The organism is Micromonospora sp. NPDC051925, from assembly GCF_044548625.1.
Taxonomy (GTDB): Bacteria; Actinomycetota; Actinomycetes; order Mycobacteriales; family Micromonosporaceae; genus Micromonospora.
Genome location: NZ_JBIUCH010000012.1, coordinates 93,482 through 112,006, shown reverse-complemented (window position 1 = coordinate 112,006; position 18,525 = coordinate 93,482). Strand labels below are relative to the sequence as shown.

Genomic DNA, 18,525 nt, shown 5'->3' with positions numbered 1-18,525 from the left:
CCGACCGGTGTGCGGGTCCGATCAGGTGTTGTTGGCCAGCGCGATCAGCCGGGAGCGGTCGCCGTTCCAGTAGTTGCGGTCGACGTTGCCGCTGATCCCGGAGACGCTGCCGGTGCTGGTGTACTGCCAGAAGCTCCAGACCGACGCGCCGGCGGGCAGGGTGCCCGGCGCGCTCGCCCAGCGGGCCAGCCAGAGCGGGTGGTTGGCCCACGGGCCGGTCCAGCTGCCGGTGCACTGGTTCCACCAGCTGGTGGTGGTGTAGATGACCGCGTACCGGCCGGTGCGGGAGCGGTAGGTGTTGAGGAAGTCCTGGATCCAGTTGCGCATGCTGGTGGTGGACAGCCCGTAGCAGGTGCCGCCGCTGTACGGGTTGGCCTCGATGTCCAGCGCGGCGGGCAGGGTACGGCTGTCCGCCGACCAGGCTCCGCCGTTGCTGACGAGATAGCCGGCCTGGGTGGCGCCGGAGGAGGCGTTCGGCAGGGCGAAGTGGTACGCCCCGCGGATCACCCCGGCGTTGTAGGCGTTGACGTAGTTGCTGTTGAAGTTCGGGTCCTTGTAGGTCGTACCCTCGGTGGCCTTGATGAAGGCTAACTCGATACCGGCGTTGCGGACGCTGGTCCAGTTGATCGTGCCCTGGTAGCGGGAGACGTCGACGCCGGGGGTGGTGGCGGCGGCCGCGGGTCCGGCCGTGGCGACGAGGGCCGTGGCCGCGGTGGCGGCCACGGTGAGACCGGCGGCGAGCAGCCGGCGCAACGAGAATCTGGTACGGGTCATGGATTCCTCCAGGGACGCCAATCGATTGACGCCAATCCTTGGAGATTCCTGACCATGATCGCAAGAGGGCTCAAGGAAACTTTCATCGACGGCGGTCGACGTCCATCGCGATCTCATCCGAATCGGCCGGGACGGGCTGATCCGAACCGGCCAGAACGACCGGAGGTGGGGTCGGTCAGCGCAGCGTGGCGGGGTCGAGTTGCCAGCGGAACGGCTCGGCCAGCGTCAGCGCCTCGCCGGCCTTCGCCACCTGGTCCTCCACGTAGTGCGCGCCGTCGAGCCGGTACAGCCGCAGCGAGTGCGCGTCGCCGTCCTGCTCGACCAGCAGGTACCACGGGATGCGGGCGATCGCGTAGAGCTGCATCTTGACCAGGCGGTCGGCGGCGGCGTTGCCCGGCGAGACGATCTCGCAGACCAGGGCGACCTCGCCGGCCTCGACCACCGTGCCCTCGTCGTCGGTGTCGGCGACCACCACGTCGGGAATGACGATCCGATCCACCCCGAGCCGCACGTTCACCGCCTCGAACACCAGCAGGCCGAGGGGCCGTGCGGCGGGCCGCAGACTGTCGACGAGGCTCCACGACACCAACTGGTGCCGCTTGCTCGGGGCAGGGCTCACGATCAGGCTCCCGTCGAGCAGTTCGATCCGGTCCGGGGTGTCGCCCATGGCGAGATAGTCGGCCTCGGTCCAGAGGCCGACGTGGTGTTCCAGGGGCGCCGCGCTCACCGGCCCTCACCTCCCGCTCCGCTCACCGTCCGGTCAGTCTCACACGATACGGGGCGACGACCGTCGAGCGACACGATGCGGCCGGGTAGGCTCCCCGCCCATGGTGTCGATCGACGGGCTGGGCGACCTCTGGGACCGGCTGTTCAGCGCCCAACCCGACCCACCGCCCCTGCTCGTGCTGCTCACCGCCGTGGCCGCGCTGGTGGTCGTCTCGGTCCGGTCGTCGTGGCGGGTCGCCCGCAACGCGGTGACCATCGCCCACGAGGGCGGCCACGCCCTGGCGGCGCTGCTCACCGGGCGGCGGTTGCACGGCATCCGGCTGCACTCGGACACCTCCGGGCTCACCCTCAGCGCCGGCCGCCCCACCGGCCCCGGCATGATCCTCACCCTGCTCACCGGCTACGTCGCGCCGTCGCTGGTCGGCCTGGGCGGTGCCTGGCTGCTCGGCGGCAACCGGATCACCCTGCTGCTCTGGCTGGCGGTGGCCCTGCTGCTCGCCATGCTGCTGCTGGTCCGCAACGTCTTCGGGGTGCTCTCCCTGCTGGTCACCGGCGGCGTGGTGCTCGTCGTCTCCTGGTACGCCACCCCGCAGGTGCAGGCGGTGTTCGCCTGGACCTCGGTCTGGTTCCTGCTGCTCGGCGGCGTCCGGCCGGTCTTCGAACTGCAACGGCTGCGCAGCCGGGGCCGGATGCCCGAGTCCGACGCCGACCAGTTGGCCCGGCTGACGCCCTTCCCGGCCCTGTTCTGGGTGGCCGTCTTCGGGCTGGTCAACCTGCTCGCCCTCGCCGTCGGCGCGGCCCTGCTCGCCGGCCCGCTGCTCACCGGGGCCGGCATTCCCCGCTGAGCAGCCGGGGCGAGGGCCCCACCCGCGCGGCGACAGCGGCACCGGCGGAGGGCGGTGGGTCCGCACGGGGTCGCCGGCCCGACCGGGTGCGGGCAGAATCGGGCGGATGCGATACGTCATCATCGGAGCGGGCGCGGTCGGCGGCACCATCGGCGTGCTGCTGGCGGAGGCCGGCCGCGACGTGACGCTGGTGGCGCGCGGGGCGCACCTGGACGCGATCCGACGCCAGGGGCTCACCCTGCGCACCCCCGACCGGACGGTGAACTGGCGCGGCCCGGCCACCGACGGGCCGGGGGCGGAGCCGCTGCCGGCCGACACCGCCCTGGTGCTGACCGTCAAGTCGCAGCACACCTGGGCCGCCCTGGACGCCTGGGCGGACGCCCCGGTCGCCGGCGGCGGTACGGCCGGGCAGCGGCTGCCCCTGTTCACCGCGCAGAACGGGGTGGCGAACGAGCGGACCGCGCTGCGTCTCTTCGCCCATGTCCATCCGGTCTGCGTCTGGTTGCCGGCCACCCATCTCGACCCCGGCGTGGTCATCGCCAGCGGTCACCCGTACCCGGGGATGTTGCACCTCGGCCGCTACCCGGGCGGTGCCGACGAGGTCGACGCGGCGGTGTCGGCGGACCTGACCGCCGCCGGGTTCGTCGCCCCGGTCCGGGACGACGTGATGCGGTGGAAGTACGGCAAGCTGCTGGCCAACCTCGGCAACGGGGTGCAGGCCCTGCTCGGTGCCGACCTGCCCACCTGGCTGCTCGACCGGGTCCGGGCCGAGGGCGTCGCCGTGCTCGCCGCCGCGGGCATCGCGCACACCAGCCCCGACGAGGAGCGGGCCGAACGGGGCGACCGGGTCGGCACCCGGCCGGTCGACGGGCAGCCGCGCGGCGGCAGTTCGACCTGGCAGAGCCTGACCCGGGCGAGCGGCTCCACCGAGGCCGACCACCTCAACGGGGAGATCGTGCTGCTCGGCCGGCGACACGGGGTGCCCACGCCGGCCAACACCGCCGTGCAGGTCGCGGTCCGGCGGCTGGCGCGGGAACGACTTCCCGCGGGCGCTTTCCCGCTGGCCGAGCTGACCGAGCTGGTCGACGGACCAGAATGATCGGCTGAGCACGCAACCCACCGGGGTGCGGCGCGCGTGTCACCTGCGACCGCCACGGGGGAGGTAACGAGGGTGCCGGACGTCGACGGGTTCGACGATTTCTACCGGGGCAGCCGACAACGGCTGCTCGGCTTCGTCTACGCGCTCACCGGCAACCTGGCCGAGGCGCAGGACGCCGTGCAGGAGGCGTACATCCGGGCCTGGCAGCGCTGGTCGACGGTGAGCGGGTACGACGATCCGGAGGCCTGGGTGCGGGTGGTGGCCTCGAGGATCGCGGTGAGCCGCTGGCGCAGCCTGCGCAGCCGCGCCCGCGCCTACCTGCGGCACGGGGCGACCGAGAACGTGCCAGGCCCCGGCACCGACACGCTCGAGGTGGTCGCCGCCCTGCGCCAACTGCCCGAGGAGCAACGCACCGCGCTCGCCCTGTACTACCTGCTCGGCATGCCCGTCGCCGAGGTGGCCCGGGAGACCGCCGCCCCGGTGGGCACGGTGAAGGCCCGGCTCTCCCGGGGGCGTGCCGCGCTCGCCGGACTGCTTGCCGTCGCTGACCTGGAGGAGGTCTGATGGGTGAGGATCTGACCTTTGTCGACCGGTTGCACCGGGACCTGCGCGAGGTCCGCTGGCCCGAGCCGGTGGAGATCCGCGCCCGCGCCCGCCGCCGCAGCCGCCGTGCGGCGATGCTGTCGGCGGTGGTGGTGTTCGCCGTGGTGGCCGGCTCCGCCGTGGCGGTGACCGGGCGGCCCACGCTACCGCCGCCGACGCCCACCGCCCCGGTCGCGGTGTCGGCCTCGGCTCCGGTCGCGGTCGCGGCTCGGGCGGAGATTCCCGTCGAGGCCCTGCTGACCCCCGCCGACCTGCCCACCGGAGCCGGGGCACGGCTCGGCGGGACGGGGCTGGCCGAGACCGTCCGGGTCGACCCCCTGCTCGAATCGTGTGGGCGGGAGCGCGAGGTCGCCGCGCAACTGCCGGTGTCCCGGGCCTCCCGGTCGCAGACCCTGCTCCGCCCGGCGACCAGAGCCGACGTTCCGGCCTCGGCGGTGCTGAGCCAGGACGTGTACCGCGTCGACCTGACCCGGGGACGGTGGCTCTTCGGTGAGATCGACCGGCTGCTCAACGCCTGTGCGGAGTGGAGCCTCGGCGCGTCCACCCTGACGGCCGATCAGGAGCCGGTCCGCACGGAGCAGGAGCACCGCTGGGAACTGGAGGGGCGGGACTTCGCCGGTGACCAGTCGATGCTGCTGCGGCATGTGGCGTCGCCACCCCGCGCGCAGGCCGACGGGGAGCCGGCCGGCGCGGTGCCACCCGTCGAGACCACTCTGGTGGTCCGGGTCGGCGACCTGGTGACCGTGGTCGCCCCCGCCCCGGACACGGTCGCCGACCCGATCGACGGCAGCGGCCCGGGGCTGAACCGGGCCGACCTCACGGCGTTGGGGGGGACCGCCGCGAAGCGCCTCTGCCCGGCCGCCGACTCGCCCTGCTGACGGGCCGGCTACAGCGGGATGTTGCCGTGCTTCTTCGGCGGGAGGGTCTCCCGCTTGGTCCGCAGCACCCGCAGCCCCCGGACGATCTGGGCACGGGTCTCGTGCGGCGGGATCACCGCGTCGACGTACCCGCGCTCGGCGGCGATGTACGGGTTGGCCAGGGTGTCCTCGTACTCGGCGATCTTCTCGGCCCGGACGGCGGCCGGATCGGCGGCGTTGGCCAACTCCTGCCGGTAGAGGATGTTCACCGCACCCTGCGCGCCCATCACCGCGATCTGCGCCGTCGGCCAGGCGAAGTTCAGGTCCGCCCCGAGGTGCTTGGAGCCCATCACGTCGTACGCCCCGCCGTACGCCTTGCGGGTGATCACGGTGACCTTCGGGACGGTCGCCTCGGCGTACGCGTAGATGAGCTTCGCGCCCCGGCGGATGATGCCGTCCCACTCCTGGCCGGTGCCGGGCAGGAAGCCGGGGACGTCCACGAAGGTCAGCACCGGGATGTTGAACGCGTCGCAGGTACGCACGAACCGGGCCGCCTTCTCCGACGCGGCGATGTCCAGGGTGCCGGCGAAGTGCATCGGCTGGTTGGCGACCACGCCCACCGGGCGGCCCTCGACCCGTCCGTAGCCGACCACCAGGTTCTGCGCGTAGAGCGGCTGCACCTCCAGGAACTCGCCGTCGTCGAGGACGTGCGCGATCACCCGGTGCATGTCGTACGGCTGGTTGGCCGAGTCGGGGATCAGACTGTCCAGCTCCCGGTCCTCGTCGGTGACCGAGAGGTCGGCCGGAGCCTCGAAGACCACCGGCTCGTCGAGGTTGTTCGACGGCAGGTACGACAGCAACGCCTTGACGTAGTCGATCGCGTCGTCCTCGTCGGCGGCCAGGTAGTGGGCGTTGCCGCTGCGCGCGTTGTGCGTGCGTGCCCCACCCAGCTCCTCCATCGCCACGTCCTCGCCGGTGACGGTCTTGATGACGTCCGGGCCGGTGATGAACATGTGCGAGGTCTGGTCGACCATCACGGTGAAGTCGGTGACCGCCGGGGAGTAGACCGCACCACCCGCGCACGGGCCCATGATCAGGGAGATCTGCGGGATGACCCCGCTGGCCCGCACGTTGCGGAAGAAGATCTCACCGTAGAGGCCGAGCGAGGCGACGCCCTCCTGGATGCGCGCGCCGCCGGAGTCGTTGATCCCGACCACCGGACAGCCGATCTTCATGGCCAGGTCCATCACCTTGACGATCTTGGAGCCGAAGACCTCGCCGAGGGAACCACCGAAGACCGTGAAGTCCTGCGCGAAGACGCAGACCTGCCGGCCGTCGACGGTGCCGTAGCCGGTGATCACCCCGTCGCCGTACGGGCGGTTCCGGTCCAGCCCGAAGTTGGTGGACCGGTGCCGGGCGAACTCGTCCAGCTCGACGAAGGAGCCCTCGTCGAGCAGCAGCTCGATCCGCTCCCGAGCGGTCTTCTTGCCCCGCGCGTGCTGCTTCGCCACGCCGCGCGCCCCCGCGTGCACCGCCTCGTCGACCCGTCGCTCCAGGTCCGCCAGCTTGCCCGCGGTGCTGTGGATGTTGATCCCGGTCTCGGTAGTCACCCAGGGAATATAACGATGGTTCAGGCCCGTGCCGCTGTGCAGTACGCCTCAGTAGCTTGCGCCGGAACTGCCGTCGACCTGCCGGTGGTTGCCGGCCCGGGGGCGGCGGCCGTGGTCGGGGACCGGTCCGCCGGAGGCTGGCCGGGCGACCGCCGACCCGGCCCGTAGGCTTGCGGGATGCCGGGTTCGCCGTACACCGATCTGGACCGACCGCCGCTGTCGGCGGCGCGGCTGACCCGGGCGTTGACCGCGCCACTGGGTCCATGGCGTCGGCTGGACCTGCGGGCCGAGACCGGCTCGACCAACGCCGACGCGGCCGACGCGGCGCGGGCCGGCGAGCCGGCGGGCCTGGTGGTGGTCGCCGAGCGGCAGACCGCCGGCCGGGGCCGGCGCGGGCGTGTCTGGCAGTCGCCGCCCCGGGCCGGCATCGCGACCAGCGTGCTGCTCCGGCCCGGCGAGACCGTCACCGAGCGCGACTGGCCGCCGGCCCCCCCGACCGGGTACGGCTGGCTGCCGCTGCTCGCCGGCGTCGCCCTGGTCGAGGCGGTCTCCCGGCTGGCCGAGCTGGACGCCGGCCTGAAGTGGCCCAACGACCTGCTGCTCGGCGACGCCAAGTGCGCCGGCATCCTGGCCGAGGCGGTGCCGGCCGCCGTCGGAGCGGAGCCGCCCGCGATCGTGCTCGGCATCGGGCTGAACGTGACGCTGCGCGCCGACGAGCTGCCGGAGAATCCGACCGGGCTGCCGGCCACCTCGCTACAGCTCGCCGGTGCCACGGCCACCGACCGTGATCCGCTGTTGCGGGCCCTGCTGCGGGCCCTCGCCGACTGGTACGACCGGTGGCGGGTCGCGGGCGGTGACGCCGACGCGTGCGGCCTGCGCGAGGCGTACCTGGCCTCCTGCGCCACGGTGGGCCGGCAGGTACGGGTGCTGCTGCCCGACGGCTCCGCGCTGACCGGGCTCGCCACCGGTGTGGACACCGACGGGCAGCTGTTGGTCGACACCGCCGCCGGGGAACGCCGGTTGGCTGCCGGGGACGTCCTGCACCTGCGCTGAGTCGCGTTGCCTCCGGTCGGTTCGTGCGTGGGGTGCACGGCGGTCCGCCCGGCTGATCCGGTGGGTCGCGTCGACCGTTACGGTCAGCGCGTCCGGTTGTCGGCTAGGAGGTTCCCGTGGCGTTCCCCGAAGACGTGCTCACCGAGGACGAGCACGTCGTCCTGCACCTGCACCCGCACTGGAAGGCGCTGCTGCGGCCGATCCTGGTGCTGGTCCTCGGCGTCGCGGCGGTGGTGGCGGGCTGGCTCCTGCTGCCCGCCGGCGACGGCGGCACGATCGCGCTCTACGTCATCGCCGGGCTGTTCCTGATCGGGGCGCTCTGGCTGGGGCTGTGGCCGTTCCTGGTCTGGCGGACCACCCACTACCTGTTCACCAACGAGCGGGTGCTGCTCCAGGAGGGTGTCTTCTCCCGGCACCGGCGGGACCTGCCGCTGGCCCGGATCAACGACCATTCGATGACCCAGCGCTTCATCGAGCGGCTGCTCGGCTGCGGCACGCTCACCATCGAGTCGGCCGGCGAGCGCGGCCAGTCGGTGCTCGCCGACGTGCCCCGGGTCGACCGGGTGCAGACCACTCTCTACGAGCTGGTGGAGGCGCAGCACGACAAGCACACGCTGGGCGACGGCGAGATGCGCGAGATCCTGGCCGACATGCGTGACGGCAAGCCGCTGCGCGACGCCACCGGCTGATCCCCCGGGAACGCGTCACGGCCCCGGGACTCCCCGGGGCCGTGACGGTGGGGCTGGGGCCGGCGGGTCGGTCAGGAGCGCGGCGCGCGGCGGGTGCCGGCGTGCAGCTCGGCGGCCAGCTCCATGTCCAGGTCGCCGCCGGTGGCCGCCCGACCGAGGCCGGCGCTGCCGCCCTGGGCCTGCTTGAACACCGCTTCGGTGGCCGGGGCGGGCTTGAGCGTCGGTTCGGTGGCCGGGGCGGGACGCTGCTCCGGCTGGGCCTGGGCCTCTTCCAACTCGCTGACCGATTCGGCCAGCTCGGCCACCGGGTCCAGCTCGGCCATGGTGTCCCACTCGTCCCGTTTGATGGAGTGCCAGGTCTCCTCGGCGTGCTGGGGGACCGGCTGGAAGACGAACGTCCGGTAGGACCAGAACCGGAACAGGGTGGCGAGCAGCACGCCGCCGGTCTTCGCCACGTTGAGCGCGAGCAGGCTGTTGAACCCCAGGCCGTACTTGGCCGCGGCGAGGACGCCCAGTTCGATGATCAGGCCGGCACCGTTGAACAGGAAGAACAGGGCGTATTCCCGCTGTAGGGCCGCTTTGGGTCGATCCCGGTACGTCCAGTGACGATTCATCAGATATGACGTGATGGTCGCCACGATGGTGGCGATGACCGTCGCCTTCAGTTGACCGTCGACAAAGACCGTGAGTGCCAGGGCATTGAACACCGCGTAATTGATGACGGTGTTGACGCCCCCGACGACGCCGAATTTGAGCGCCTCGCGGATGAACTTCTGCCAGCGCTCGGGCAGCAGACGGACAAGACGCATGCGCAACACCTTAGGGCAGAGGACGATGCCGGAGTCTCCGGCTGGGCGGGTGGGCGACTGTCACGCCCCGGGCGACGGGTCGCTGGTCGCCTCCGGAACCGGGGGAGTTCCCGGTTCCACGAAGACGAACCGTCGGTACGACCAGAACCGGAACAGCGTGCCGAGCGCGGTGCCGACCAGGTAGCTGGCGATGTTGTCGGCCAGCGGGGTACGGAAGACGTCGGGCCAGATGCTGCCCAGCCCGTAGCGGCTGCCCGCCAGACAGGCCACCGCGATGCCCAGGCCGACCGCGTTGAAGAAGAAGAACAGCGCGTACTCGCGGGCCGGGTTGGAGCGGGCCCGGTGCCGCCAGGTCCAGAACCGGTTGCCGACGAAGGCGACGGTCGCCGCGATCACCGTGGAGATGACCCGGGCGGTCACCGGCTCCATGCCCCGGCCCAGCGTCAGGTAGTTGAAGAGCGCGAAGTCGACCAGGAAGGCCACGCCGCCCACGGTGGCGAACTTGCTCAGCTCGCGGATGAGGTGACCGAACCGGTCCAGTAACGAACGGACCAGACCCGGGCGGGTCTGCGGGGTTCCCGGCTGGTCCCCGGTCATCGTCGCGGCCACCTCGCGAGCGTACCGGTTACCGGCACCTCGGACGGGGTGCCACCGGCGACCCGCCGTCGTGCCCCGGAGCGATCCACCCGACCGGCCCGGTTCCTCCGTTTCTCGTCGTCCGTTCTCGCGGCCGTCGACAGTTCGCCGGAGGATTTGCGTGAAACTGCGCGCGAAAGCGGGTATCAGCTCGTGTTGCCGCAGCCGGTCCGTACCTTGTGCAGTTGTTCACAACCAGTCCCACTGACTCGCGGGTCCGCCCGGTTTACGCTGGGGTCAATCCCAGGTTTCCACGAAGGCGACGCGGCCCGCGTCCGCCGAGACTCGTGCATCCCATAAATCGGTCAGCGTCGACCACAAGGAGATGAGTCATGGTTGCTCCGGCTACTGTGCGGGGGATCGATCAGGCCCCCACGACCCACCCCGAGCTGCTCGCCTGGGTCCGGGAGATCGCGGAACTGACCACCCCCGACCGGGTGGTCTGGGTGGACGGAACCGATGAGGAGTGGCGGCGTCTCACCGACGAACTCGTCGACAACGGCACCCTGATCCGGCTGAACCCGGAAAAGAAGCCGAATTCCTTCTACGCCCGCACCGACCCCACGGACGTCGCCCGGGTCGAGGAGCGCACGTTCATCTGTTCTGTGGACGAGGCGGACGCCGGCCCCACCAACAACTGGATGGCGCCGGCCGAGATGAAGCGGACGATGACCGGCCTGTACCGCGGTGCGATGCGCGGCCGGACGATGTACGTCATTCCCTTCTGCATGGGGCCGGTCGAGGCCGAGAACCCGATGTTCGGCGTCGAGATCACCGACAGCCCGTATGTCGTCGCCTCGATGCGGATCATGACCCGGATGGGTGCCACCGTGCTCGACGCGATGGGCGACGACGCCGACTTCGTGCACGCGCTGCACTCCATCGGCGCCCCGCTCGCCCCCGGCCAGCAGGACATCTCCTGGCCGTGCAACGAGACGAAGTACATCTCGCACTTCCCGGAGACCCGGGAGATCTGGTCCTACGGCTCCGGCTACGGCGGCAACTCGCTGCTCGGCAAGAAGTGCTACTCGTTGCGGATCGCCAGCGTGATGGGGCGGGACGAGGGCTGGCTCGCCGAGCACATGCTGATCCTGAAGATCACCTCGCCGGAGGGGAAGGTCTACCACGTGGCGGGCGCGTTCCCGTCCGCCTGCGGCAAGACCAACCTGGCCATGCTGGAGCCGACCATCCCGGGCTGGAAGGTCGAGACCATCGGCGACGACATCGCCTGGATGCGGTTCGGCTCCGACGGACGCCTCTACGCGGTGAACCCGGAGTACGGCCTCTTCGGCGTCGCCCCGGGCACCGACTGGAAGACCAACGCCAACGCGATGCGGACGCTGGACCGGGGCAACTCCGTCTTCACCAACGTCGCCCTCACCGACGACGGCGACATCTGGTGGGAGGGCATGGGTGAGCCGCCGGCCCACCTGATCGACTGGAAGGGCAACGACTGGACGCCGGAGAGCGAGAACCTCTCCTCCCACGCGAACAGCCGGTTCTGCACCCCGATCACGCAGTGCCCGATCCTGGCCGACGACTACTTCGACCCGAACGGCGTGCCGATCGACGCGATCCTGTTCGGCGGTCGTCGCCGGGACACCATCCCGCTGGTCACCGAGGCCCGGGACTGGGTGCACGGGGTGTACCTGGGCGCGACGCTCTCCTCGGAGACCACCGCCGCCGCGTCCGGCGCGGTCGGCGTGGTCCGCCGCGACCCGATGGCCATGCTGCCGTTCATCGGATACCACGCCGGTGACTACTTCAACCACTGGATCGAGATGGGCAAGGGCGTCGACGGCGACGCCGCCAAGCTGCCCAAGATCTACTACGTGAACTGGTTCCGCAAGGACGCCGAGGGTAACTTCCTCTGGCCCGGCTTCGGCGAGAACTCGCGGGTGCTGAAGTGGGTCGTCGAGCGGATCGAGGGCACCGCCGACGCGGTCGAGACCCCGGTCGGCATGGTGCCGACCGCCGACGCGCTGGACGTCGAGGGGCTCGACATGACCCCGGAGGACGTCCGGATCGCCCTGAAGGTCGACCCGGAGGAGTGGCGCAACGAACTGCCGCTGGTCACCGAGTGGTTCGAGAAGTTCGGTGACAAGCTCCCCGCCGTCCTCTGGTCGGAGCTGGACGCGCTGCGTGCCCGGCTCGACGCGGAGCCGTCGCGGAAGTAGACAGGTGTGCCGGTCGCCCGTACCGGGCACCATCGGACCCATGAGGACGGCCGCCGTGACCCCGCAGGTCCGGCGGCCGTCCGCCGTCCGGGCACTCACCACCCTGCTCGCGCTGACCGCCGCGGCCACCGTCGTGGTCGAGCTGCTCAACTGGTGGTACGCCCCGGAGCAGGAGTTCGGGCTGGCGGTACGCACCGGCTGGGCGATGCTCCGCTCGCTGGGCTTCCTGGTGCTGATCGGGCACGTCGACCGGGGACGTACCGGGGCGAAGCCGTTCGGGCTGATCCTCGCCGTGACCACCGTCTTCGCGGTCGGCCGGCTGGTGGTGCCCCGGCAGGGTGTCCCACCGCTGCCCGGTCTGCTCGGCTTCGCCGTCCTCACCGCGCTCTGCGTGGCAGTGGTCTTGCTGCTCTACCGCTCCGAGGCGGTCGCCGGGCACCTGGTCCGGCACCGTAGGGGCCTGGTGGTCGAGGGCGGGACGATCACCTGGCGGGAGGTGGCCCCGAAACGCCCCCAGGTCACCGGCTGGCTGCTCACCAGCCGGGTGGCCGCCTTCACGTACAGCCCGTTGATGCTGGTGCCCGCCCTGGTGGCCGGCGGCGCGGTGCTGGACGGCCGACTCGCCGCCGTACCGGTGGTGCTGCTCTGGTTCGGCACCGGCATCGTGGTCAGCTATCTGGTGCTGTTCTGCACGGCGTTCCTGATGCGCGGCCGGCGATGGGCACGCCGGCTGCTGGTCGTGATCACCCTCGGCGTACTCGCGGTGGACCTACCCCTCTGCTGGTGGCTGCTCGGCGTGGACGGCCTGATCCGCGACGGCGCCCCCCTCCTGGCAGCGTCCCTCCTGACCCTCTACGCCCTCCACCGCGCCACCCCCGAGGGTTGAGCCACGGTGATCAAGAGGTTTCGGTCATCGCGCTGCCGGCGAACGACGTATTTCTCTTGATCACGGGGCAGGTGCGGCGTCCGAGGCACTGATGTTCGGGGTGGGTCGCTACGCTGCAAGGTGATGACTCTGCGGAAACTTCTCTACTCCGTCTACGAGCGCCGGCTGACGGCCAGGCTCGCGGGTCGGCCGGTGCCCCGGCACGTCGGCGTGATGTGCGACGGTAATCGCAGGTGGGCGCGGGAAATGGGCCTGGTCGACCCGAACGACGGGCACCGGATGGGTGCCGAGCGGATCAAGGAGTTGCTGCGCTGGTGCGACGCCGCCGGCGTCGGCCACGTCACGCTCTGGCTGCTCTCCACCGACAACCTGTCCCGGCCGGCGGAGGAACTGGATCCACTGCTCCAGATCATCGAGGATCTGACCACGGAGCTGGCCGAGGAGGGCAATCCCTGGCGGCTGCGGATGGTCGGTGCGCTCGACGTGCTGCCGACGCAGCACGCCCAGGCGCTCAAGGCCGCCGAGGAACGCACCCGGGAACGTACCGGCGGCGCGCAGGTCAACATCGCCGTCGGGTACGGCGGGCGGCGCGAGATCGCCGACGCGGTCCGTTCGCTGCTGGTGGAGCATGCCGCCAAGGGCGGCACCATCGAGGAACTGGCCGGTTCGCTGGACGTGGACCACATCTCCGAGCACCTCTACACCCGGGGGCTGCCCGACCCGGATCTGATCATCCGGACCAGCGGTGAGCAGCGCCTGTCCGGCTTCATGCTCTGGCAGTCGGCGCACTCGGAGTTCTACTTCTGCGAACTCAACTGGCCCGACTTCCGCCGGGTCGACTTCCTCCGCGCCCTGCGCTCCTACGGCACCCGCCAACGCCGCTACGGCGCCTGACCCGCGGCGCCGGGCGCAAACGCGCCGTGACGCCCCCGGGAGTGCCGGGGCGGGCGGTCAGGTGAGGTGGTGCAGGGCGCGGGTCAGGAAGTCACCCAGCGCGGCGGGCGAGTCGATGGTGAGGTCGGCGGCCTCGGCGACCTCGTGGCCGGTCTCCGGGTTGGCCACCGCCACGCAGACGCCGAGGAACGCCGGGTCGGCGGCGGACCGGGCGCGCAGCGCCGCGAACGCCTTGATGTCGGAGACGTCGTCGCCGAAGTACCAGGCGCCACCGGCGTCCCGGACCACCTCGCCGATGACCAGGCCCTTGTCCCGGTCGACGGGCGGCTTGAGCTCCAGCACCATCCGGCCGGCCTGCACCCTGAGCCCGAGCCGTTCGGCCTGCGCCCGGCCCCACTGTTCGACCGCCGGGCCGAGCTGCTGCGCGGTACGCCAGTGCAGCGCCACGCTCAGCCGCTTGAACTCCACCAGGGCCCCGGCGGGCAGTTCGGCGCGGGCCAGGTCGGCCAGGTCGGCCATGGTGGGCACCCAGGGCAGCGCGGCGGGCTCGGTGACGGTCGCGCCGCCCGAGTAGCTGTGCTCCAGGCCGTACAGGCCGTACAGGTCGATCCCGGTGAGGCCGCCGAGGTGGTCACGGAGGAAGTCGACGGGGCGGGCGGAGACGATCGCCACCCGCTGCATCACCGGGGCGAGGGCCTCCAGGGCGGCGAGCACCTTCGGTGCGGGGCGTACCGCGGTGGGGTCGTCGTCGACCGGCGCGAGCGTGCCATCGAAGTCGAAGAACAGGACGGTGTCGGCGGCCCGCTCGGCGGTGGTACGCCAGGCGTGCTCAGCATCCAGCGGGGTCTGTGGCTGCTGGTTCCCCAGATTCAACGGCGGCACGCGCGAAAGCGTACCCCGGGGTCGGTGGCTGATTCGTGGCTTCGGAATGGCTTCTTGACACCGCCGGGGTAGGTCGACCGTGAGTGGTCCTCAGCGTTCGGCGGCTCCCCGACCGCGCCGCCCCAGCGGCACCACCGTGGCCTCCCGACCCTGGTTGAGCAGGTAACCCTCGACGAAGCCGGTGTTCCGGTCGCCGGTGCGGGTCTCGATCTCGTCGAGCCGCGCCACCAGGAACTCGGTGAGCGCGCTGACCCGGTCGTCGAGTCGGGCGTGCAGTTCGGCGACCACCGCCAGGACGACGGCGGTGCCGGCGATGGTGAGGGCGAAGAGGTTGACGACCAGGGGAATCTGCTCGTCGGCCCGTCCGCCGACCACCAGGTTCGCGGTCACGCACGCGGTCAGGGACACCGCCGCGACCACGACTGCCCACCACTTCAGGGTCATGGACAGACCCCTCCTTCTGTCCCGCAGGGCTGAGTTCGGCCTTGTCCCGTCCCCCCGCCGACGACGAGCCCAAGCAGTACGAATACGGACGCTAGCGTGCCCGTTGCGCCCCCGGATCGAAACGATCGGGTCTGCTCAGGCGTTCTTTCGCCATCTGAGGAACTACCCGGCCTGCTCTCCTCCATTTCGGACATCCAACGGGAGAGTGGGGCGATATGCGAGGTAACGAATGGTTTCTCGGATGTGGAACTTCTCCGCATCCGAGACGGCCGGGTCGACCAGCCGACGCAGCAGCGCCTCGACGTCCGGGTCCATCGGGGGAGGGTTCGCGGCACCTCGGGGGGTGGCGGCCCGGTCCCAGCCGAGGGCGGCGAAGGCGGCGGCGGGGTTGAGGCCCAGACCTTCACAGAACGCCACCACCCGTTCCGCCTCCGGGTCACTGGCCCAGTCGCCACGGACCCAGCGATTGATTGTCTGTCGGGAGACGCCGGTGCGGCGGGAGACCTCGGTGCCGGTCCAGGCCCGCATCGCCCGGGCATCGTCGAGCGCCCGGCGAATGAAGGTGGCAAATGCGATCTTCCGGGCGGGGGCGGTCTCGGTCACCCCGTGACGGTACGACCGCAGCGCTCATCCGGGCTTCCCGGGGCGGATCTTTGTCACGCACATGAGACGCACTCACTGCGCTGTCCGTCAACGGTCGATGGGCCGCACTGGGGGTGCTCACCTGGGCATAATAGCCGCATCTGGGGTCGAAGGGAACCGGACAGAAAGCTGATACTGTCACGCTCATGGGACAATCTACGGTGTGTCACGTGCTTGAGACGATCAGTGCTCACATGCGTCACGCTTCCGGTGCGAGGGGGGTGTGGTGACCGAACTCGCGACCCGCGCCCAGGCCTTCGGACTGATCGCGGAGGGGGTTGCCGCGGGACTGAGCGCGCCCTGGCGGCTCTACCTCGCCCGGGGTTGCCGCTACCTGTCACTGAGCGTCGGCGACCGGGAGGAGTGGAACGCCTGGCGGACCCACCTCGGCTGCCCGGAGATGAGCGTCCGGGTCTACGACGCCGGCGGCGAGATCCGGCGTTCCTCGATGGCCGAGGTGGTGCTCGACGGCTGCCGGATCAGCGTCGAGCTGGTCGAGGAGGTCAGCACCGAGGACCTGGAGCGGTTGCTGGTCGTCGATCCGAGCCCGGCCGAGCCGGAGGACCGGTGACCCGGCCGACGCGGCGTGCCGGAGCCGCCCGATGAGCCCCTTCCTCGCGCTGTTCCTCGTGCTCGTCCTGGGCGCGACCAGCTATGCGGCCGGTCGGCTGCACGGCCAGCTCAGCTACCGGATCGGGTACCGGTTCGGCTACCGGCAGGGCTACTTCGACGGTGACCGGGGCGCCTGGAACCGGCGTCGACGCGACGCCCAGGCCGTGCTCGCCTCGGCGCTCGCCGCCCCGGCCGTGCCGTCCTCCGCCGGGACGACGGCCGGGGTGACCGCCGGGCCGACGGCCACCCGGGTCGGGGTGGCTGCCGCACCGGTCGGTGCGGGGTTGCCGCCCCACCGGCCCCAGCCGTCCCACCCGGCCGACGCCGCCGGACCTTCCGCGCCGACGTCCCGCCAGGGCACCACGTACACCGGCTCCTCGTTCGCCGCCACGCCGGGCCCGATCGCCGGTCGGCACCCGACCGGCACCCTGGTGCGCCGGCCGGGCTGAGCCGAGCGAGCCGACAATCGTCGGTACGTCGTCCGCGGCGGACGCGTACCGCCGGGGCCGCGTCGGACCGTTGACGCGGTTCCACCGGCCGGGATGCGCGCAGGGGGCATGCATCCCGGCCGGTCCGCCGCCCACCGTCGGTGACGTGCCCGGCGGGGGAGATCCCTGGCTACCCCCTAGCCGAGGCGGCCCGGCGCGGCTAGCGTCTAGGCATGGCACGGGGTTCTCCCGGGTCAGCCGGCCCGCCCGGATCTGCGACCTCGCGCACGGGGTTCCGCATCCGACCCCGTGTCCCCGGGCACCGGAGGAGGCGGAACGCGGATGGCGGATGCCCGTCCGTCGGAGCAGGCCTGTGACGACTCGCCGTACGCCCGCCGGTGTCGACCAGATCCCGGCCGCGACTGCCACGACCCGCCGATCCACCCGGAGCCGCCGTACGACGGCCGCTGCTCCGCCCGGCCCCGAGGAGCCCGGACCAGCCGGCCAGGTGTTCGTCCTGGACACGTCCGTACTGCTCTCCGACCCGGCGGCCTTCCACCGCTTCGCCGAGCACGAGGTGGTCCTGCCCCTCGTGGTGATCTCGGAGTTGGAGGGGAAGCGGCACCACCCGGAGCTGGGCTGGTTCGCCCGCCAGTCCCTGCGGATGCTCGACGAGCTGCGGGTCCGGCACGGTCGGCTGGACCATCCGGTGCCCGCCAACGAGTCCGGCGGCACGCTGAAGGTGGAGCTGAACCACTCGGACGACGGCGTCCTCCCACCGGGGTTCCGCAACGAGTCCAACGACGCCCGGATCCTGTCGGTGGCGCTGAACCTGGCCGCTGAGGGGCGGGAGGTGACCCTGGTCAGCAAGGACATGCCACTGCGGGTCAAGGCCGCCTCGGTGGGCCTGCGGGCCGACGAGTACCGGCACGGTCAGGCCAGCGATCCGACCTGGACGGGGATGGCCGAGCTGGAGTTGGGTGCGGAGGAGATCGGCCGGCTCTACGCCGGGGACAGCCTCGACCTGGACGCCGCCGCCGGTCTGTCCTGCCACACCGGCCTGGTGCTGCACTCCGCCAGCGGCTCGGCCCTGGGCCGGGTGCTGCCCGACAAGACGGTCCGGCTGGTCCGGGGCGACCGGGAGGCGTTCGGCGTGCACGGCCGGTCGGCCGAGCAGCGGATCGCGCTGGATCTGCTGCTGGACGAGTCGATCGGGATCGTGTCGCTGGGCGGCCGGGCCGGCACCGGGAAGTCCGCGCTGGCGCTCTGCGCCGGGCTGGAGGCGGTGATGGAACGTCGCCGGCACAAGAAGGTGGTGGTCTTCCGCCCGCTCTACGCCGTCGGCGGCCAGGAGCTGGGCTACCTGCCCGGCTCGGAGTCGGAGAAGATGTCGCCCTGGGCGCAGGCCGTCTTCGACACCCTCGGCGCGGTGGTGCACGAGAACGTGCTGGAGGAGGTCACCTCGCGGGGCATCCTGGAGGTCCTCCCGCTGACCCACATCCGGGGCCGGAGCCTGCACGACGCCTTCGTCATCGTCGACGAGGCGCAGTCGTTGGAGCGGGGCGTGCTGCTCACCGTGCTGTCCCGGATCGGGCAGGGCTCGCGGGTGGTGCTCACCCACGACGTCGCCCAGCGGGACAACCTGCGGGTGGGCCGGCACGACGGGGTGACGGCGGTGATCGAGGCGTTGAAGGGGCACCCACTCTTCGCGCACGTCACGTTGAACCGGTCCGAGCGCTCCCCGATCGCGGCCATGGTGACGGATCTGTTGGAGGACATCCCGATCTGATCTCTGCCCGGGGGAGTTCCGTCCCTCAGCGTCCACATTCACTTTGTGGCACAGGTCACAAATGAGGTGG

At 71.6% G+C, this 18,525-nt stretch carries 19 protein-coding genes and 1 pseudogene; 12 read left to right on the top strand and 8 right to left on the bottom strand.

What is annotated here, in order from left to right; all coding sequences use genetic code 11:
• Window positions 1-21: 21 nt before the first annotated feature.
• Window positions 22-774, bottom strand: a complete 753-nt coding sequence (locus tag ACIG87_RS18065; protein WP_396851653.1) for a GH25 family lysozyme — start codon at window positions 772-774, stop codon at window positions 22-24.
• Between the two features lie 175 nt (window positions 775-949).
• Window positions 950-1,501, bottom strand: a complete 552-nt coding sequence (locus ACIG87_RS18060; protein WP_396851652.1) for a Uma2 family endonuclease — start codon at window positions 1,499-1,501, stop codon at window positions 950-952.
• Between the two features lie 100 nt (window positions 1,502-1,601).
• On the opposite strand from ACIG87_RS18060, the gene ACIG87_RS18055 reads away from it, so the two are divergent.
• The 4 genes from ACIG87_RS18055 (at window position 1,602) to ACIG87_RS18040 (ending at window position 4,925) form a co-directional block, all read left to right on the top strand.
• Window positions 1,602-2,345: a M50 family metallopeptidase gene (locus ACIG87_RS18055; RefSeq protein ID WP_396851650.1), complete on the top strand. Its 744-nt coding sequence runs from the start codon at window positions 1,602-1,604 to the stop codon at window positions 2,343-2,345.
• A 106-nt stretch (window positions 2,346-2,451) separates the two neighbouring features.
• Window positions 2,452-3,444: a ketopantoate reductase family protein gene (locus ACIG87_RS18050; protein WP_396851649.1), complete on the top strand. Its 993-nt coding sequence runs from the start codon at window positions 2,452-2,454 to the stop codon at window positions 3,442-3,444.
• A 72-nt stretch (window positions 3,445-3,516) separates the two neighbouring features.
• On the top strand, window positions 3,517-4,008 hold the full coding sequence (locus ACIG87_RS18045; protein ID WP_396851648.1) for a SigE family RNA polymerase sigma factor: 492 nt from the start codon (window positions 3,517-3,519) through the stop codon (window positions 4,006-4,008).
• Window positions 4,008-4,925 (top strand): hypothetical protein, encoded by a 918-nt coding sequence (locus ACIG87_RS18040; protein WP_396851646.1) that lies wholly within the window; start codon window positions 4,008-4,010, stop codon window positions 4,923-4,925. The genes ACIG87_RS18045 and ACIG87_RS18040 overlap by 1 nt, the downstream gene beginning before the upstream one ends.
• A gap of 8 nt (window positions 4,926-4,933) precedes the next feature.
• Here the strand turns inward: ACIG87_RS18040 and ACIG87_RS18035 are convergent, their stop codons facing one another.
• Window positions 4,934-6,514: an acyl-CoA carboxylase subunit beta gene (locus ACIG87_RS18035; RefSeq protein WP_396851645.1), complete on the bottom strand. Its 1,581-nt coding sequence runs from the start codon at window positions 6,512-6,514 to the stop codon at window positions 4,934-4,936.
• Between the two features lie 177 nt (window positions 6,515-6,691).
• On the opposite strand from ACIG87_RS18035, the gene ACIG87_RS18030 reads away from it, so the two are divergent.
• Both ACIG87_RS18030 and ACIG87_RS18025 read left to right on the top strand, forming a co-directional pair.
• Entirely contained in the window at window positions 6,692-7,567 is an 876-nt protein-coding gene (locus ACIG87_RS18030; RefSeq protein ID WP_396851643.1) for a biotin--[acetyl-CoA-carboxylase] ligase, read from the top strand.
• Between the two features lie 116 nt (window positions 7,568-7,683).
• Window positions 7,684-8,256, top strand: a complete 573-nt coding sequence (locus ACIG87_RS18025; RefSeq protein WP_396851641.1) for a PH domain-containing protein — start codon at window positions 7,684-7,686, stop codon at window positions 8,254-8,256.
• Window positions 8,257-8,327: 71 nt separating this feature from the next.
• Here the strand turns inward: ACIG87_RS18025 and ACIG87_RS18020 are convergent, their stop codons facing one another.
• Both ACIG87_RS18020 and ACIG87_RS18015 read right to left on the bottom strand, forming a co-directional pair.
• The gene (locus ACIG87_RS18020) at window positions 8,328-9,065 is read right to left on the bottom strand and encodes a GtrA family protein (protein ID WP_396851640.1); all 738 of its coding nucleotides are present in this window, start codon (window positions 9,063-9,065) and stop codon (window positions 8,328-8,330) included.
• Between the two features lie 60 nt (window positions 9,066-9,125).
• A pseudogene (locus ACIG87_RS18015) lies at window positions 9,126-9,866 on the bottom strand (GtrA family protein); the annotation flags it as partial.
• Window positions 9,867-10,033: 167 nt separating this feature from the next.
• Between ACIG87_RS18015 and ACIG87_RS18010 the strand changes: the two are divergent.
• The 3 genes from ACIG87_RS18010 (at window position 10,034) to ACIG87_RS18000 (ending at window position 13,658) form a co-directional block, all read left to right on the top strand.
• Entirely contained in the window at window positions 10,034-11,878 is a 1,845-nt protein-coding gene (locus tag ACIG87_RS18010) for a phosphoenolpyruvate carboxykinase (GTP) (RefSeq protein WP_396851638.1), read from the top strand.
• A 40-nt stretch (window positions 11,879-11,918) separates the two neighbouring features.
• Window positions 11,919-12,764, top strand: coding sequence for a hypothetical protein (locus ACIG87_RS18005; protein ID WP_396851636.1), 846 nt, complete (start codon window positions 11,919-11,921; stop codon window positions 12,762-12,764).
• 123 nt (window positions 12,765-12,887) lie between these two features.
• Window positions 12,888-13,658 (top strand): isoprenyl transferase, encoded by a 771-nt coding sequence (locus ACIG87_RS18000; protein ID WP_067302864.1) that lies wholly within the window; start codon window positions 12,888-12,890, stop codon window positions 13,656-13,658.
• 57 nt (window positions 13,659-13,715) lie between these two features.
• Here ACIG87_RS18000 and otsB read toward each other — a convergent pair whose 3' ends face one another.
• From otsB to ACIG87_RS17985, 3 genes are all read right to left on the bottom strand, one after another.
• A complete protein-coding gene (otsB, locus tag ACIG87_RS17995; RefSeq protein ID WP_396851635.1) occupies window positions 13,716-14,540 on the bottom strand; it encodes a trehalose-phosphatase in 825 nt (274 codons plus the stop codon).
• A gap of 90 nt (window positions 14,541-14,630) precedes the next feature.
• Window positions 14,631-14,984 (bottom strand): hypothetical protein, encoded by a 354-nt coding sequence (locus ACIG87_RS17990; RefSeq protein ID WP_396851634.1) that lies wholly within the window; start codon window positions 14,982-14,984, stop codon window positions 14,631-14,633.
• Between the two features lie 162 nt (window positions 14,985-15,146).
• Window positions 15,147-15,587 (bottom strand): XRE family transcriptional regulator, encoded by a 441-nt coding sequence (locus tag ACIG87_RS17985; protein ID WP_396851632.1) that lies wholly within the window; start codon window positions 15,585-15,587, stop codon window positions 15,147-15,149.
• Window positions 15,588-15,852: 265 nt separating this feature from the next.
• On the opposite strand from ACIG87_RS17985, the gene ACIG87_RS17980 reads away from it, so the two are divergent.
• The 3 genes from ACIG87_RS17980 to ACIG87_RS17970 all read left to right on the top strand — a co-directional run bounded on the left by ACIG87_RS17980 (window position 15,853) and on the right by ACIG87_RS17970 (window position 18,455).
• The gene (locus ACIG87_RS17980; RefSeq protein ID WP_396851631.1) at window positions 15,853-16,197 is read left to right on the top strand and encodes a hypothetical protein; all 345 of its coding nucleotides are present in this window, start codon (window positions 15,853-15,855) and stop codon (window positions 16,195-16,197) included.
• Between the two features lie 31 nt (window positions 16,198-16,228).
• A complete protein-coding gene (locus tag ACIG87_RS17975; RefSeq protein WP_396851629.1) occupies window positions 16,229-16,687 on the top strand; it encodes a hypothetical protein in 459 nt (152 codons plus the stop codon).
• 352 nt (window positions 16,688-17,039) lie between these two features.
• On the top strand, window positions 17,040-18,455 hold the full coding sequence (locus ACIG87_RS17970; RefSeq protein ID WP_396851628.1) for a PhoH family protein: 1,416 nt from the start codon (window positions 17,040-17,042) through the stop codon (window positions 18,453-18,455).
• The last annotated feature ends 70 nt before the right edge of the window (window positions 18,456-18,525 follow it).

What these genes read in the sequence shown, in the direction of transcription:
- ACIG87_RS18065 (WP_396851653.1), bottom strand. Translation starts at nt 774, where the DNA reads ATGACCCGTACCAGATTCTCGTTGCGCCGGCTGCTCGCCGCCGGTCTC.
- ACIG87_RS18055 (WP_396851650.1), top strand. Translation starts at nt 1,602, where the DNA reads ATGGTGTCGATCGACGGGCTGGGCGACCTCTGGGACCGGCTGTTCAGC.
- ACIG87_RS18050 (WP_396851649.1), top strand. Translation starts at nt 2,452, where the DNA reads ATGCGATACGTCATCATCGGAGCGGGCGCGGTCGGCGGCACCATCGGC.
- ACIG87_RS18040 (WP_396851646.1), top strand. Translation starts at nt 4,008, where the DNA reads ATGGGTGAGGATCTGACCTTTGTCGACCGGTTGCACCGGGACCTGCGC.
- ACIG87_RS18030 (WP_396851643.1), top strand. Translation starts at nt 6,692, where the DNA reads ATGCCGGGTTCGCCGTACACCGATCTGGACCGACCGCCGCTGTCGGCG.
- ACIG87_RS18020 (WP_396851640.1), bottom strand. Translation starts at nt 9,065, where the DNA reads ATGCGTCTTGTCCGTCTGCTGCCCGAGCGCTGGCAGAAGTTCATCCGC.
- ACIG87_RS18010 (WP_396851638.1), top strand. Translation starts at nt 10,034, where the DNA reads ATGGTTGCTCCGGCTACTGTGCGGGGGATCGATCAGGCCCCCACGACC.
- ACIG87_RS18005 (WP_396851636.1), top strand. Translation starts at nt 11,919, where the DNA reads ATGAGGACGGCCGCCGTGACCCCGCAGGTCCGGCGGCCGTCCGCCGTC.
- ACIG87_RS18000 (WP_067302864.1), top strand. Translation starts at nt 12,888, where the DNA reads ATGACTCTGCGGAAACTTCTCTACTCCGTCTACGAGCGCCGGCTGACG.
- ACIG87_RS17990 (WP_396851634.1), bottom strand. Translation starts at nt 14,984, where the DNA reads ATGACCCTGAAGTGGTGGGCAGTCGTGGTCGCGGCGGTGTCCCTGACC.
- ACIG87_RS17975 (WP_396851629.1), top strand. Translation starts at nt 16,229, where the DNA reads ATGAGCCCCTTCCTCGCGCTGTTCCTCGTGCTCGTCCTGGGCGCGACC.